Source organism: Arthrobacter sp. W4I7 (assembly GCF_030816215.1).
Lineage (GTDB): Bacteria > Actinomycetota > Actinomycetes > Actinomycetales > Micrococcaceae > Arthrobacter > Arthrobacter siccitolerans_A.
On sequence record NZ_JAUSXU010000001.1, the window covers coordinates 218595 to 233160 of the forward strand.

A 14566-nucleotide genomic window follows, 5' to 3' on the forward strand; every position below is an offset into this window, starting at 1 on the left:
CCGGCTGCGGACGTGGTACCAGCAGGGAAGCGCGGAACAGCCGTGCAGAGGCTGGGACTGGAGGTCCTGGAATGCCACTTGACGAAGACGTGGTGGAGTCCATTTACCGTGACCACGGCCCCGCACTCCGCCGCTTTGTGCTCAGCGCCTCCCGGGACCCCCAACTTGCCGAGGACGTGGTCCAGGAAACCGTGCTCCGGGTGTGGCAGCACGCGCCCGAGGTCAACGGCAGCCTCCGCAGCTACCTGTTCCGGACCGCGAGGAACATCATGATTGACAACTACCGCCGCGCCCAACACCGCCCGGCCGAAGCGCTGGGGGACGGGCTCAACGGGCACGCTGAAGCCGTGGAGCGGGTGGACGAACTGTTGAACCGCGTGCTGATCGAGGAGGCACTGCTCCGCCTCACCAGGGAACACCGGGACGTCCTGGTGGCCCTGCACTACCGCCGCTTCACAGTGAACGAGGCCGCCGTGCAGTTGAATATTCCCAGTGGAACGGTCAAATCCCGCGCGTACTATGCCGTCCGTGCCCTGCGGACCATCCTGGACGAGATGGGGGTGGACCGGTGAGCGCTCCCGGACCGCACCAGCTGCTGGGCGCCTACCTGCTGGGCGGGCTGGATGCCGTGGACCTTAAGAGTTTTGAAGACCACCTTCGTGAGTGCGCGCAGTGCCGGGGGGAACTGGGCCGGCTGGAGAAGGTGCCCGCACTGCTGGACGCCGTTCCCGTACCGGACGCGGTGGCGCTTACCGTTGTTCCGTCAGCCCCGATTGCCGCGCCAACAGCTGCGGCCCCGGTGGCCCTCCTCGCCGAACTGGCGCACCGCCGTCGTAAAGTACGACGCCGGTGGGCGGCGCTGGCAGGCGCCGTCGCCGCTGCCTGCCTCGCCGTGGGCCTGGCCGTAGGTCCGCTGCTGGGCCGGGCCCCACAGCCGGACGCCACCTACTCGGTCCAGTCCGGCGGGGGCCTGCAGTTCAGCATCGACCTGGCCCGCAAAACCTGGGGAACGGAGCTGGCAGTGAACGGCAGCAGCCTCCCGGCCGACGGCACCCTTTCGCTGTGGGTCCGGGACCGTGCCGGCGGGGAGGACCGCGCCTGTGCCTGGACGGCCACGCCCAGCGGCCGGGTCAAAGTCACCGGGGCAACACCCATCCAGTTGGCCAGCATCTCCAGCGTGGAACTGCGGGACGGCATGCAGCAAGCCGTTGCCGTGATCACTGTGCCGTAATTTCTGGTCACTGAGCCGCAATTTACTGTGCCGTAATGTACAGAGCCCTGAAGGACGCGCCGTGGGCTACTGCTGCTTCCCGTTCACCTTGCCTGGTTCCAGAGCCCGGAACTCGGCAACCAGGGCGGGGTCTTCACAGGCGCGGGCGAAGGCTTCAATCCGTTTCTCGATTTCCCGCCCCAGCAGCCAGCGGCCGATCCGCTCCATCACCGGCCGCAACAATGCCGGGCGGCAGGAGAAGGTGTACTTCCAGACTGCCCGCGTGCCGCCGTCGTCGGCTGTGAACCGCCAGCCGCCGCCAAAGTTTTCGAAGAACCAGGGGCCGGACACCATGGTCATGCCGACGTTTTTGGGCGGAGCATAGGAGACGTACTCACTGACCATCGTCAGGCCGAGGCGCGAGCGGGTGCGTGTGCGCACGCCCTTGCCCGCGCTGGCGGCGCCGCCCAGGAACTGTTGTCCGGAGATGAAAGGATCCCACTTCAGCCGGAAGGTGCCGGTGGTCTGGGAGAAGGCGAAAGCGGTGTCCGGGTCCATGCGGATGAAGCGTTCTGCGCGTACCTGGGGCATGGTCCAACCCTATGCGCACCTTGGGCGGCCCCGTTCCGGACCCGCCGCGCGCCCGGAGCGCAGCTAGTGGACCATCTTCGCCAGGCGCGCCCGGACAACCATGTAGACGCCGTAACAGATCAGTCCCGCGCCCACGGCCGCCAGGACGTACAGGCCGAAGGGCTGGTCGCGCAGCGCCCGGAGGGCGCCATCCAGTCCTGTGGAGTCCTCGGGATGCGCCTCGAGGGTGGCAATGGCGATCAGCAGGCCGGTCAGCAGCAGCACTATTCCCTTGGCGACGTACCCGGTTACGCCCAGCACGGTGACGGCGTTCCTTGCCGCAGGGGACCCCGGCATCGCCAGCTGCTTCACAAACGATTTCCGTATACCGCGGATGCCATAGGCCACTCCGGTCACGGCAATGCCGGCGCCCAGCAGGAGCAGCAGTACCACGCCCCCCGGAGCCCGCATCAGCGAGGCGGTAAGGTCGCTGATGTTCTCCCGGTTGTCCCCGCTTGAGCCCGTGCCGCGCGCGAAGGACAGCAGCGTCAGGGCAAGCCCCGCGGTAAACGAGGGCCTGCGCCGCTGCCTTGGCCTTCTTCCCCACCTTTTCCTTGGTTTGGAGATGGTTGTAGTCGAAGATGGCATCGCCGGCCTGCCACAGGGCAAGGGCGGCGCACGCGGCGAAGCTGGCCCACAACAGGAAGGGTCCGGCAGGCTGCGTGGCCAGCTCAGCCACGGCGCCGCTGAAATCGGCACTTCCTGTGCCGCCCCTGGCCAGCCGGAAGGCGATGGCGCCTACCAGCAGATGCAGGATGCCGCCGGCCGCAAAACCAGCCCTGGCCAGCAGCTCCAGGGGGCGGGAATTGGTCACATCCTCTGCCGCGTCCGCGGCCTGCTTCAGTTCTCTTTTGATGGCTGTTCCTTCATGCCGGCGCCAAAGCGCGAACGGTGCGTGCCCCGTATACCGCCATCGTGCCACGCGGATTTGGTCCCGGCGAACCAGTGAGGGAACTGTGTGGAATAGCGTGTGGAGCTTGTGGTTCAGGCGTTTGACATCCAGCGGTGCTGAAGCCGCGGCAGGAACCTTGACGGCCGGACTTTCGAGGCGTCCGGCAAGGGCGGGCTCGAGCTGAACATGGGCAAGGGCAACAACATCGTCAACAGCGTGGTCACGGCCTCCAACGAGGCCGGGCTGGATGTCAAGCTGGGCGAAGTGGAAGTGAAAACCGAGAGCCGGGCCACCACCAACGTCTCCACCTACTGCAAGGTCCCCACCGACACTTCCGTCCGGGGCGCACCGCAAGCCAACGGCTGGGCGCACCTGATGTCCGGCTTCTACCTTGAGGAGAGGGGTGGCACCCTACTGACCGAAGGCGAACTCAACCTGGCCGGCAAAGCCGCCTACGCCGTGGTGGTGGGCTATGACGACGCCGACGGCTCGGGAAAGGTTGCAGCAACCGTCGGCGTGTGGGAACGCGGGCGGTTCATTGGTTTGGTGGTCATCTGGCCTTACAGCAACCCCGGGGTGGAGCCGAGGCTGGTTATGCTGAAGGAGATCGTCGGGTCCATCAGCGTGGCCTGACGGGCTGAACCACGGCTGAGGTCGTGATGGGCGCCGCGGACTGCCGGCGGGCGGGTCTACCGCCGGCGGTAGCAGAGGTCGAAGATCAGCCGCCCGGCCTCGTGGGCCTTGGCCTCGAAGCTGGTCCGGATCCGGCCCTCGAAGCGCGGCGCCCAGCCGCCCGTTTCATCCACACCCTCGTTGGGCCCGGTGTGTTCCGTGCTGACCGGTGGACGGCCTTCCCGGACGGGTGCTCCTCCCACTACTGATTCCACGCCCGACTGCCACACGTGGGTCAACGGGCTTTCAGGTCCGCGGCGCTCGCCGGTGTGCAGGTTCTCAAAGTCCTTGGAGTCCGCCAGGACGTCGCGGACGTGGACCGCGTAGTTGGACCAGTCGGTGGCTATCCGCCACAGGCCGCCCTTTTTCAGCGCTCGTGCGGCCAGTTCAGCGAACTCGGGCTGGATCAGGCGCCGTTTGTGGTGCCGCGACTTGTGCCAGGGGTCGGGGAAGAAGACCCACAGTTCGCTGACGGAGCCCTCCGGAAGCATGGTGGCCAGCACTTCCGGAGCGTTGGCCTCAACCACCCGCACGTTGCTCAGGCCGCGGCTGTTGATTTTGATGAGGGTGTTGGCGAGTCCGGGGGTGTAGACCTCCACTGCGAGGAAGTCGGTGTCCGGGTTCTGCTCGGCGGCGTGGCAGATGGCGTCGCCCAGGCCCGATCCGATCTCGACGATGAGGGGTGCCTTGCGGCCGAATTCCGCCTCGGCATCAAATGTGTAGTCCGGGTGGACGGAGGTGTTGGCTACGTGCCGGGGGACGTTCACCGCCCACCGCTCGGCATGCAGTTCCCAAGCCGCCTGCCGGCGTCCCTGAAGGCGGGTTCCGCGGCGGACGAAGCTGACCGGCCGCCCGCCGTATGTGCCGTAGGAAGCCTGCGTGCCGGGCGTCACCGGCCTGGGGACATGCTGCGGCTGGGGGGTTTCTGGGGATTCGCTCATCCCTTCCAGAATACCGGCGGCCGGAGGGCGGAATCATCAGTTCCCCAGTTGGTCCAGTGCAGGCCCGAGGGCCAAAGCAAAGACCAGCCCCGAGATGCACAAGGCAAACGCCGCCGATGACCGGGCGGGTGACGTATCCGGGGAGTTCTTGATGACGGAAATTGCCAGCGCCAGGGAGGGCAAAGCAAACAGGAGGGGCAGGCTGAAGAACACCAAAGGTGCCACCCAGGGCAGAGGTGAGGGGCCACTGGACGGATAAGTGCCGAGCATGGCAAACGCTGCCAATGGAGCAGTCACGATCATGCTGAGAATGGCAAGGACCGCCATCGTGACGCTGTGAGTTGCTTTGCGCTCGTAGCCCTCTGTTCCCTGTTCCCGGTTTCCCGCTTCAGGGGGACCGCCGGGCGGTGTTGTTCCATCTACTGGCCGGTTCGCATCTGGTGGCGGGATGCCCATGGTTCTCCTCAGATAGGTCCGAAGGCCGCTGCTGAACCCTGCGGGTGTGTTGTTCCAACCTATGGAGGTCGTGACCTTCGCAGTAGGCGCCACCTGCCGTATGTGGATAACTTCGTCCGCCGGCGTCCTGCAAGAATGGGCAGGTGACAGAAGCGACAAATGCGGCGGCAAAAAGGCAGCGGTCCGGGAAACCGGCGGCGGGGCCCCGGCCCGCCAACGCGGCCCGCCCGGACAATCTGGTGGACGCCGAAATTGACGAGCTTCCCGCTCCGGAGCCAACACAGGTAGGAAGCCGGAAGGCCCTCGTTTACCTGGGCCTGTGCCTGGTCCTGATCGGCCTGAACCTGCGCACGGTCTTCTCCAGTTTCTCGGCCGTGCTTCCCGAAATCACGGCGCAGGCCGCCTTGCCCGCGTGGGCCGTGGTGGTCCTGACCACCGTGCCGGTGACACTGCTCGGCGTGTTTGCGCCCCTGGCCCCGGTCCTGGCGCGCCGCTTCGGCCCCGAACGCGTCCTCCTCGGCGCGATGGCGGTCCTCACGGCGGGACTCCTGCTCCGCCCCGCAGGACCGTCACAGCTGCCCGCCCTGCTGGCCGGAACTGCTGCCTGCGGCGCCGCCATCGCCCTGTGCAACGTGCTCCTGCCGGGGCTGGTCAAGCGCGATTTTCCGCACCGGCTGGGCCTGATGGGCGGGCTGTACACCACCGCCATCTGCGCTTCAGCCGCCCTGGGAGCCGGCTTTACGTACCCTGTCTATGCGGCGACGGGGGAATGGACCCTGGCGCTGTGGTTCTGGGCGCTGCCTGCCGCCGTCGTCCTTTTGCTCTTCCTTCCGGTGGCGCTCCGGCAGCGCGCCGTGCGGCACCAGCTGGTGAAGGACGGCGTGAACGTGTGGCGTTCGCCGGTTGCGTGGCAGGTCACCATCTTTATGGTGCTGCAGGCGATGATGTCCTTCAGCGTGTTCGCCTGGCTGGCGCCGATCCTGCGCGAACGGGGAGTGGACGGCGCCACGGCGGGGCTGATCGTTTCGGCCAGCATTGTGCTGCAGATGCTCGGCTCACTGTTTGCGCCGGCGCTGGCTGCGAGGTTCCGCGACCAGCGTGGCATCAACACGGTGGTGGCGCTGATGACCGGCGGCGGCTTTGCGCTGAGCATTTTCGGTCCGCTTGAGCTGGTCTGGGTCTGGGCAGGTCTTTTGGGACTCGGGCAGGGCAGCCTCACCGCGGTGGCGCTGACCCTGATCATGCTGCGCACCCGTGACGGGCACACGGCAGCCCACCTTTCGGGAATGATGCAGGGCGTGGGGTACGGCCTGGGTTCAACGGGAACCCTGATGGTGGGCCAGTTGCACCAGGCCACCGGCTCCTTCACCGCCGCGGGCGTCCTTTTCCTGGCCGTGGGGCTGCTCGCGGCCTTGTTTGGCTACCGGGCGGGACGGAGCCGTTTCGTCGGTAACTGAAACGGGTAGCAGCAGGTGCCGTTATGAGCTCATAACGGCACCTGCTGCTACCTGCCTGGGAAGACTAGTGGGTGAGGTCCTTGCCTTTCGTTTCCGGGATGGTGAACACGAAAGCGGTGCTGACCACCAGCAGCAGCACGGCGTAGACGTTGAACAGGTCCGGCATATGGAGGGTGGTGCCGAGCCACTGCTGCAGGTACGGGGCGGTGCCGCCGAACAATGCCACGCAGATGGAGTACGGGACGCCGACTCCCACGGTGCGGATGCTGGTGGGGAAGAGCTCGGCATACACGGCCGGGACAATCGCGGCGCTCGCTGCGATGAAGATCAGCATCACGGACATGCTGACGGCCAGCTGCCATGCTGAGTCCTTGAGCAGCCAGGTCATGGGGAAGTGCATCACGGCGGATCCGATGGCGCCGGAGCACAGCACCTTCTTGCGGCCGATCTTGTCAGACAGCTTGCCCCACACCGGCAGCGCCGCGATGAACACGATGTTCCCGACCACGCCGGCCCACAGTGCTTCGCCGCGATCGATCTTCAGCGCAGTGGTGGCGTAGCTAGGGGCCACCACACCCCAGATGTAGTAGATCACCGTGAGCCCCACGGTCAGGCCGATGACCTGCAGGGCCTGCTTCCGGTGGCGGACAATCTGCGGCCAAATCGGAGCACGCTTCGTGCCGGCGGATTCGCTCTCGAACGCCTCGGTTTCGTGCAGCCGGGACCGCATGATCAGGGCGTACAGCCCCAGTGCCGCGCCGATCAGGAACGGGATACGCCAGCCCCAGGCATTCATGGCGTCGGTGCTCAGTGCCATGTTCAGGACCGCGCCCAGCAGCGTGCCGAACAGGATGCCCACGGTCCCCGAGGTGTAGATCAGGGTGGCCCAGAAGCCGCGCTTTTCCTTCGGGGCCATCTCAGAAAGGTACGTCTGCGACGACGGCAGCTCGCCGCCGTGCGCCAGGCCCTGCACCAGCCGGGCCACCAGCAGCATCAGTGACGCCCACGCCCCGACGCTGGCGAAGGTGGGCGCAATGCCGATCATTAGGCTGCCGAGCGACGCCAAGCCCACCGCGAGGGTCATGGACGTCTTACGGCCCACACGGTCGCCGATCCAGCCGAACAGGAAGCCGCCGAAGGGCCGGGCGACGAAGCCGACGGCGAAGATCGCCAGCGTGGACAGAACGGCCGACGCCGGGTCCGCCTTGCTGAACAACTGGCTGGCTATGAAGGGGGTAAAGGTTGCATAAATCGCCCAGTCGTACCATTCGACGGCATTGCCGATCCCGGTCCCGACGATGGTTTTCCGCAGTGCAGCCCGTGCGGTGCGCTGCGGGTTGACGATAGTGGTCATCTGAGTTCTCTTCCTGGAAGGGTGGATCAGGAGTTGGTGCGCGTGGACGAAAGCGCCGCAAGGCGCTGCATGGCCAGTTCCGCGTAGAGGGCGGCGCCGTCAGCCAGCACGCCGTCGTCGAACGTTGCATACGGCGAGTGGTTGAACGGGGAGGCGGCATGGTCAGCGCCGTGCGGGACGGCACTGAGGCCGATGAAGGTACCGGGTACTTCGGCGAGCACCCTGGAGAAGTCCTCCGAGCCGCTCAGGGGAGTGGCCCAGCGGGAGAGCCGGGAATCGCCGAACATCCTGGTGATGACGTTCTCGGCAGTATGGGTTTCATCCGCGTCAGTGATGGTGAGCGGGTACTCCTGCTGGTAGTCGACGTCCACCTCCAGGCCGTGCGCTGCCGCGATGCCCTGCAGGAGGCGCGGAATCGAGTCCATCAGCTTTACCCGGGAGGCTTCGGAGAACGTCCGGATGGTGGCCTCGATCCGCGCGGTCTCCGGGATGACGTTCCGCTTGGTGCCGGCATGGAGGACACCGACGGACAGGACCACGGGATCGAACATGTTGAACTGGCGAGTGATCATCACTTGCAGCGCCGTGACCATCTCGGCGGCCGCCGTCACCGGATCCTTGGCAGTGTGCGGGGCGGAGCCGTGGCCGCCTGCGCCGAGGACAGTGACCACCAGGCCATCGGACGCACTGAGCATCACGCCGGGTTTGGTGGCGAAGGTGCCGTGCGGTTCGAGGGCGGAGAACACATGCATCCCGTACGCGGCGTCCACACGGCGCCCGGGAGCGTCCAGTACACCTTCGCGGATCATGTAGCTGGCGCCATCGAAGCCTTCCTCGCCCGGCTGGAACATCAGGACGACGTCGCCCGCCAGGCGGTGCCGGTTCTCGGCCAGCAGCGTGGCGGCGCCGGCGAGCATGGCCGTGTGGAGGTCGTGGCCGCAGGCGTGCATGGCGCCGTCCAGCCGGGAGGTGTAGTCGACGCCGGTCTTCTCCTGGACGGGCAGGCCGTCCATGTCGGCACGGAGCAGGACCGATGGCACCGGCTGATCCTGCCCTGCTTCGCCCATTCCTGCTCTGCCGCCGGTGCCCCGCAGGACCGCCGTGACCGAGGTCGTCTCCTTGCCCAGGGTGATTTCGTAAGGCAGCCCGTCCAGTGCCTGGAGGACTTTGTCCTGCGTCCGGGGCAGGTCAAGGCCGATTTCCGGCTCCCGGTGCATGGCGTGGCGGAAGCGGGTGAGTTCGGGCTGGAGTTCCCTGGCCGCTGATGTGATGGTCATTGCTGCTCCTCCAAGAATCAGTTTTATCCAGTCTGGGGTGACTTGGTTCACATATGTTCAAACTGCTCGAAAAATGCAGAAGCCCTCCTTGTCTTCCACGTTTTGCGCATCCCTCCGGAAGAATGATGAATATGGAACTGAGCGAGGAGGACCTTGCCCTCATCAACGCGCTGGAGATCGCGCCGAGGATCAGCTGGGCGGATGCAGGAGAAATTCTTGGTGTCCACGCCACTACACTTGCGGCACGGTGGGAACGGGTCCGCGGTTCAGGTGCGGCCTGGGTGACCGCCCACTTGATGGGCGACCCCAAACAGATGTGCCTTGCACTCGTGGACGTTGACTGCGAAATGCACCGCCGGGCTGAGGTGACGGAGGCGTTGGCCGCGGTCCCCGAGATCGTTACCATCGAGGAGGCCGCCAGCAACAGGGACCTGATGCTGACGGTCCTCACCCGGTCCCTGGAGGAGTTCACTACGGCCGTGGCGTCCCGGCTCCAGGACATCCAGGGTCTCCTGAAGTACCAGACCGCCCTGTGCACCAGGCTGCACTCGGGCGGGTACGCCTGGCGCCTCAATGTGCTGGACCGAGCCCAGGTCGCGGCGCTGCAGGCGAAGGCGGGTCCCGAAGCGGCAGGGTCCGCACCCCCGGAAGCCGTTGTGGAGCCCCTGCCTGAAAGCCACCTGGCACTGCTTCCCTTCCTTGCCAGGGACGGGCGGGCCACGGCGGCCGACATCGCCCGGGAGCTGGGCCGCCACCCGGCCACGGTGCAGCGCCAGCTGAACCGGGTCCTCGCCAGCAGGGTGCTCTCCTTCCGCTGCGAAGTGGCGCAGAAGTTCTCCGGCTACCCCGTGACATGCCAGTGGTTCGCCAACGTCCCGCCAGGACAGCATGAGGCTGCCGCGGCCGAGCTCAGGGGCCTGCGCAACGTCCGGCTCAGTGCCTCCACTACGGGCCGCACCAACTTTGTGATCATCATGTGGTTGCAGTCGCTGGCCGATGTGATGAACGCCGAGCTCGCCCTGCAGCAGCGGATCCCCGCAATTGAGCTGGTGGAGAGCGTAGTGATGCTGAGTACTGTCAAGCGGGTGGGGTGGATGCTGAACCGGGACTCGACGGCCACTGGACGCGTCATCGTTCCTGCTGCCGTGGCTGGCGCAGCGTAGGTGCGTCGTACCCGGCGGCTATGCTGGCAGGAAAGATAAGCAACCGATCGGGCCAGAGCGTGCGCGACACAACCCTTCCCCCGGCAGACACCCAATCCGGCATCCTGCAGCGGCCGTACCTGTGGGTGACCATCGGCACCTGCGCGCTGGTGTTTCTGGCCGCGTTCGAATCCCTTGCCGTGACCACCATCATGCCCGTGGTGAGCCGCGAACTGCACGGCGCGGACCTCTACGCCTTGGCCTTCGCGGGCCCGCTCGCAACCGGGGTGATCGGGATGGTTGCAGCCGGGAACTGGTCCGACCGCCGCGGCCCCACGGTCCCCCTCTATGGGTCCGTGGCGCTGTTCGTCGCGGGACTGCTGATCGCGGGCACCGCTGTGTCCATGCCGCTGCTCGTGGCGGGCAGGCTGGTGCAAGGGCTGGGCGGCGGCGCCCTGACAGTGGCGCTGTATGTATTGGTAGCCCGGATTTACCCGGGGCTGCTGCACCCCAAGATCTTCGCCGCCTTCTCCGCGGCCTGGGTGATCCCGTCCCTCGTTGGGCCGTTTGCCGCTGGCCTGGTGGCGCAGGTGTTCAGCTGGCACTGGGTGTTCCTGGGCGTGGTGGGGCTGGTCATTCCAGCCCTGATGATGATCGTTCCGGTGTTGCGGAACATGGGGCCGGGCCGGGGACAGGACGATGTCGCGGCCCAGCCGCCAGCGCTGCCGCCAGCGCCGTGGGCCTTAGGCCGCCTCGCTTGGGCCAGCCTGGCCGCGCTCGCCGTGCTCGGTCTGAACCTCTCGCGGGAAGTCCGCCTCCCCGGATTCGCCGCCGCGCCGGCATTCCTGGCTGTGGCCGCCGTCGTGATTGCGCTGGTGGCCGTGCGGCCGCTGGTGCCGCAGGGTACGCTCGCCGCCCGCCGCGGCTTGGCCAGCGTGATCCTGGTCCGCGGGCTCGCGTCCGCCGGGTTCTTCGGCGCGGAGGTCTACCTGCCGTACCTGCTGATCGAGCAGTACGAGTTCGCGCCCACCTTTGCGGGCCTTACCCTCACCGGCGGAGCGCTTGCTTGGGCGGGGGCAGCGGCCGTCCAAGGACGCCTCGGTACCCGGTTATCCCATCGCGGCGCCGTCCGGACCGGCTCAATGATGGTCCTCGCGGCTGTACTCCTCGCGTTGGCGACCACCGCGCTGCACTGGCCACCCGTCGTCGTCATCGCCGGGTGGATCCTCGCGGGCGGCGGCATGGGCCTGCTTTATCCGCGGCTGAGCGTGATGACCCTGGCGCTGTCGAGCAAGGAGAACGAGGGCTTCAACAGCTCGGCCATGTCCATCTCAGACTCGCTGGGCGGCGCGCTGGCACTGGCCACCACGGGCATCGTTTTCGCCGCGTTCACGACGACGATCGAATCCTTCGCCGGGGTCTTCGGCCTTACCGCCGTGCTCGCCGCAGCCGCGGTGGCGGTGGCGCCCCGGGTCACCAGGCGGGCGGTTGGGCAGTAGCCGGCGGCAGGACTCAGGGGATCCGGCTGGCCCGGACCACCACATCGGCAATGGTGGCCTGCTGGCCCTCCGGTCCGGTCACCGGCCGCTCCCGGCTGGTCTGTACTTCCAGCTGCCACTCAGGGCTGTCCAGTTCCAGCTCCCGGACCAGCTCGTCAGCAGTGTAGAACATGTTGTGGTGGGTGTGCGCCCCTCCCCAAGGCGGCAACCGGTCCGGGTGGTGGCCCACCACCAGCAGGGTTCCGCCTGGCCTGACGGCGGCGGCGGCGGCGCGGAGCGGTCCCTGCCAGGCCAGCTCCTGCGAGTGGAGGAACTGCGAGGTCACAAGGTCGAACGAGTCCTCCGGCTGCCACTGCTCGAGATCGGCCTGCTGCCAGTGGATCCGGCTGGCGATGGCGCCCTCGGCCGCGTGCACGCTTTCCCGCGCGAGCGCCGCCTTCTCGTGGCCGTGCGCCCGTTCCAGTGCAACGGCGGAAACGTCGACGGCGGTGACGGTCCAGCCGTGCTGGGCCAGCCAAATGGCGTCCGCCCCTTCGCCGCAGCCCAGGTCCAGCGCATGTCCCGGCCGGAGTCCGCTGGCTTCCCGCACCAGTTGGGGGTTCGGCTTGCCACTCCAGACCTGGGGCTTGCTGCGGTACCGCTCGTCCCACAGCGCCGCCGCGTCCCTTATGCCCTGACCGCCTATTCCCTCACCGCGCGCGGAGCCGGCGTGCCCCGCGAGGCCGGGGCCGCCGTCGTGAGTTGTCTGGTGTTCCTGCTGGTGGGCAGCGTGTTCCGTCATGCCTCAACCCTGCCCCGCTGCGGCGGTGTTGGCAACGCCCAAACCAGCTAGTGCCCGGCCCCGTCCGGGAGGGGGAGAAGCAGGGCGGGAAGGGAAGTGCGCGCGGGATGGTAGACTGGTGGAACTTGATGTGCAGTGATGCCCATGTACCCCGAACTTTGGGGACAGGGCTTTTTTCATGTGAGAGGCACATCCTGCGTCGATGAACGCGTTCCATTTGGTCCCGGCCGCCGCTTTGTATAAGCGGCAGCAGGCTGGTTGATCACCTGAATTTTCTTCGGCGAACCCCCTTGGCCAACCGGCGTCGGGGGCCGATATCCGTACGGATACCGCCTGAAAGACCTTTGACTTTGACTACTTTTGCTGCCCTCGGCACGCCCAAAGCCCTTGCCGACACCCTCACCGCACAGGGAATCACCGAGCCGTTCCCCATCCAGGTGAAGACCCTCCCTGACACGCTGGCAGGACGCGACGTCCTGGGCCGCGGCCGCACCGGCTCCGGCAAGACCATCGCGTTCGCCATCCCGCTTGTAGCACGACTCGCTGAGCGGGAAGCCAAGCACTTCCGCAAGCCCGGCCGCCCCATGGGCCTGGTGCTGGCACCCACCCGCGAACTGGCCACCCAGATCAACGCCACCATCGAGCCGCTGGCCAAGGCTGCCGGCCTGAACACCACCGTGATTTACGGCGGCATCTCCCAGGCCCGCCAGGAAAAGGCCCTGCGCGCCGGCGTCGACATTGTCATCGCCTGCCCCGGCCGCCTGGAGGACCTGATCCGCCAGCGCATCCTCACCCTTGAGGCCGTGGAAATCACCGTCCTGGACGAGGCCGACCACATGGCCGACCTCGGCTTCCTGCCCGTGGTCAAGAAGCTCATGGACATGACGCCCGGCCAGGGCCAGCGCCTGCTCTTCTCCGCCACCCTGGACAACGGTGTGGACAAGATCGTCCAGCGCTACCTGTCCAACCCGCTCACCCATTCCGTGGATGATCCGCAGGCCGCGGTGACCACCATGGAGCACCACGTCCTGGTGGTCAACGACCAGACCGTCAAGAAGCAGCTGATCGTGGAGCTCGCCTCCGGCGCCGGCCGCCGCGTCCTCTTCATGCGGACCAAGCATCACGCCCGCAAGCTGGCCAAGACCCTCACCGACGCCGGGATCCCCGCCGTGGACCTGCATGGCAACCTCTCGCAGAATGCCCGTGACCGCAACCTCGCCGAGTTCTCCTCCGGCGACGTCCGCGTCCTGGTGGCAACCGACGTCGCCGCCCGCGGTGTGCACGTGGACGACGTCGAACTGGTCATCCACGTTGATCCGCCCACCGAGCACAAGGCGTACCTGCACCGTTCAGGCCGTACCGCCCGCGCCGGTTCCGATGGCACCGTTGTGACCATCACCCTGCCCGAGCAGCAGACCGACGTGAAGAAGCTGATGAAGGCCGCCGGAGTGGACGTCAACTTCGAGCGCGTCACCGCCAACTCGCCGATTGTTGGCGAACTGACCGGCGACATCGCGGACAAGGTCGATCCCCGGACCCGCGCCGCGCTGCTGGCTGCCAAGGCTTCCAAGCAGGGCGGCGGCACCTCCACGGGTGCCAACGCCGAGCGCAAGCGCGCCCGTCGCCAGGCTGCACCCACCGCCGGTGGACGCGGCGGCCGTGGTGGACGTGGCAAGGTCGGGGCCGAAGCCGTCCGCACCGACGTTCCGCGTGCCGAGCGCCGGGCAGTTGCTTTTGAAGGCCGCACGGAAGCCCGTGCAGCGTTCGACCGGGTTGCCGAGCAGAACGAGGACCGCGCCATTGCGGCAGCGGCTGCCCGCCGCAACGCCCGTGGCCGCGGCACCGCTGCTTCCACCCACCGCAATGACGTCCCCGCGGCAGGTGGCCGTGCAGCGGCCGGCCGCGGTTCCGACGGACGCACCGATTCACGCGTAACCCGCAGCGACGCTCCCCGCGGCGGCACCGGACGTCCGGCATCCTCCGGCCGCCCGGCTTCCTCAGGCGGACAGCGCAACGGACGTCCGGCAACAGGCCAGCGTGCCGCAGCCGGCGCCGGTGCAGGCACCCGTACCGGTGGCCAGCGCTCCGCAGGCGCAGGCGCAACCGGCGGCAGCAAGGCCGTCTGGTCCTCCAACACCGGTGGAACGTCCGGCGGGTCCTACAGCGCCGGCAACGGCGGCGGCTCCGGCCGTCCCGCCCGCAGCGGCCCGCGCCGTGCTTCCGCTCCGGCTTCGAACGAACGCCGCAGCCGCTAG

13 protein-coding genes and 1 pseudogene are annotated in these 14566 nt (G+C 67.4%); 7 read left to right on the plus strand and 7 right to left on the minus strand.

Annotated elements, in window-relative coordinates; translation table 11 throughout:
- The first annotated feature begins 71 nt into the window (after positions 1-71).
- Both QF047_RS00965 and QF047_RS00970 read left to right on the plus strand, forming a co-directional pair.
- Positions 72-572: a sigma-70 family RNA polymerase sigma factor gene (locus QF047_RS00965; protein WP_306636214.1), complete on the plus strand. Its 501-nt coding sequence runs from the start codon at positions 72-74 to the stop codon at positions 570-572.
- The gene (locus tag QF047_RS00970) at positions 569-1231 is read left to right on the plus strand and encodes a zf-HC2 domain-containing protein (protein WP_307272935.1); all 663 of its coding nucleotides are present in this window, start codon (positions 569-571) and stop codon (positions 1229-1231) included. Before QF047_RS00965 ends, QF047_RS00970 begins: the two co-directional genes overlap by 4 nt.
- Before the next feature lie 66 nt (positions 1232-1297).
- Here the strand turns inward: QF047_RS00970 and QF047_RS00975 are convergent, their stop codons facing one another.
- Together QF047_RS00975 and QF047_RS00980 are read right to left on the minus strand one after the other, a co-directional pair.
- Positions 1298-1801, minus strand: coding sequence for an SRPBCC family protein (locus tag QF047_RS00975; protein ID WP_307272937.1), 504 nt, complete (start codon positions 1799-1801; stop codon positions 1298-1300).
- A gap of 63 nt (positions 1802-1864) precedes the next feature.
- Positions 1865-2684: pseudogene (locus tag QF047_RS00980) on the minus strand (DUF1206 domain-containing protein).
- 234 nt (positions 2685-2918) lie between these two features.
- On the opposite strand from QF047_RS00980, the gene QF047_RS00985 reads away from it, so the two are divergent.
- Positions 2919-3365 carry a hypothetical protein gene (locus QF047_RS00985; protein ID WP_307272940.1) on the plus strand — a complete coding sequence of 149 codons (447 nt, stop codon included), beginning with the start codon at positions 2919-2921 and terminating at the stop codon, positions 3363-3365.
- A gap of 56 nt (positions 3366-3421) precedes the next feature.
- On the opposite strand, the gene trmB is transcribed toward QF047_RS00985, so the two are convergent.
- Both trmB and QF047_RS00995 read right to left on the minus strand, forming a co-directional pair.
- Entirely contained in the window at positions 3422-4345 is a 924-nt protein-coding gene (trmB, locus tag QF047_RS00990; RefSeq protein WP_307272943.1) for a tRNA (guanosine(46)-N7)-methyltransferase TrmB, read from the minus strand.
- Positions 4346-4381: 36 nt separating this feature from the next.
- On the minus strand, positions 4382-4801 hold the full coding sequence (locus QF047_RS00995) for a hypothetical protein (protein WP_307272945.1): 420 nt from the start codon (positions 4799-4801) through the stop codon (positions 4382-4384).
- A gap of 143 nt (positions 4802-4944) precedes the next feature.
- On the opposite strand from QF047_RS00995, the gene QF047_RS01000 reads away from it, so the two are divergent.
- Entirely contained in the window at positions 4945-6258 is a 1314-nt protein-coding gene (locus QF047_RS01000; RefSeq protein WP_307272947.1) for an MFS transporter, read from the plus strand.
- Positions 6259-6322: 64 nt separating this feature from the next.
- Here the strand turns inward: QF047_RS01000 and QF047_RS01005 are convergent, their stop codons facing one another.
- Both QF047_RS01005 and QF047_RS01010 read right to left on the minus strand, forming a co-directional pair.
- Positions 6323-7612 carry an MFS transporter gene (locus QF047_RS01005; protein WP_307272950.1) on the minus strand — a complete coding sequence of 430 codons (1290 nt, stop codon included), beginning with the start codon at positions 7610-7612 and terminating at the stop codon, positions 6323-6325.
- A 26-nt stretch (positions 7613-7638) separates the two neighbouring features.
- Positions 7639-8889 (minus strand): M20 family metallopeptidase, encoded by a 1251-nt coding sequence (locus QF047_RS01010; protein WP_307272952.1) that lies wholly within the window; start codon positions 8887-8889, stop codon positions 7639-7641.
- Positions 8890-9020: 131 nt separating this feature from the next.
- On the opposite strand from QF047_RS01010, the gene QF047_RS01015 reads away from it, so the two are divergent.
- Together QF047_RS01015 and QF047_RS01020 are read left to right on the plus strand one after the other, a co-directional pair.
- Positions 9021-10052: an Lrp/AsnC family transcriptional regulator gene (locus QF047_RS01015; protein ID WP_307272954.1), complete on the plus strand. Its 1032-nt coding sequence runs from the start codon at positions 9021-9023 to the stop codon at positions 10050-10052.
- Positions 10053-10111: 59 nt separating this feature from the next.
- The gene (locus tag QF047_RS01020) at positions 10112-11530 is read left to right on the plus strand and encodes an MFS transporter (RefSeq protein ID WP_307272956.1); all 1419 of its coding nucleotides are present in this window, start codon (positions 10112-10114) and stop codon (positions 11528-11530) included.
- 13 nt (positions 11531-11543) lie between these two features.
- On the opposite strand, the gene QF047_RS01025 is transcribed toward QF047_RS01020, so the two are convergent.
- Positions 11544-12311 carry a bifunctional 2-polyprenyl-6-hydroxyphenol methylase/3-demethylubiquinol 3-O-methyltransferase UbiG gene (locus QF047_RS01025; protein WP_307272958.1) on the minus strand — a complete coding sequence of 256 codons (768 nt, stop codon included), beginning with the start codon at positions 12309-12311 and terminating at the stop codon, positions 11544-11546.
- Positions 12312-12661: 350 nt separating this feature from the next.
- Here QF047_RS01025 and QF047_RS01030 point away from each other — a divergent pair, with 350 nt between their 5' ends.
- Complete coding sequence (locus tag QF047_RS01030) at positions 12662-14566, plus strand: DEAD/DEAH box helicase (protein ID WP_307272960.1); 1905 nt, start codon at positions 12662-12664, stop codon at positions 14564-14566.

Coding starts and splice junctions, on each gene's coding strand:
- QF047_RS00975 (WP_307272937.1), bottom strand. CDS start 1,801: ATGCCCCAGGTACGCGCAGAACGCTTCATCCGCATGGACCCGGACACC.
- QF047_RS00965 (WP_306636214.1), top strand. CDS start 72: ATGCCACTTGACGAAGACGTGGTGGAGTCCATTTACCGTGACCACGGC.
- QF047_RS00995 (WP_307272945.1), bottom strand. CDS start 4,801: ATGGGCATCCCGCCACCAGATGCGAACCGGCCAGTAGATGGAACAACA.
- QF047_RS01025 (WP_307272958.1), bottom strand. CDS start 12,311: ATGACGGAACACGCTGCCCACCAGCAGGAACACCAGACAACTCACGAC.
- QF047_RS01005 (WP_307272950.1), bottom strand. CDS start 7,612: ATGACCACTATCGTCAACCCGCAGCGCACCGCACGGGCTGCACTGCGG.
- trmB (WP_307272943.1), bottom strand. CDS start 4,345: ATGAGCGAATCCCCAGAAACCCCCCAGCCGCAGCATGTCCCCAGGCCG.
- QF047_RS01010 (WP_307272952.1), bottom strand. CDS start 8,889: ATGACCATCACATCAGCGGCCAGGGAACTCCAGCCCGAACTCACCCGC.
- QF047_RS01015 (WP_307272954.1), top strand. CDS start 9,021: ATGGAACTGAGCGAGGAGGACCTTGCCCTCATCAACGCGCTGGAGATC.
- QF047_RS00985 (WP_307272940.1), top strand. CDS start 2,919: ATGGGCAAGGGCAACAACATCGTCAACAGCGTGGTCACGGCCTCCAAC.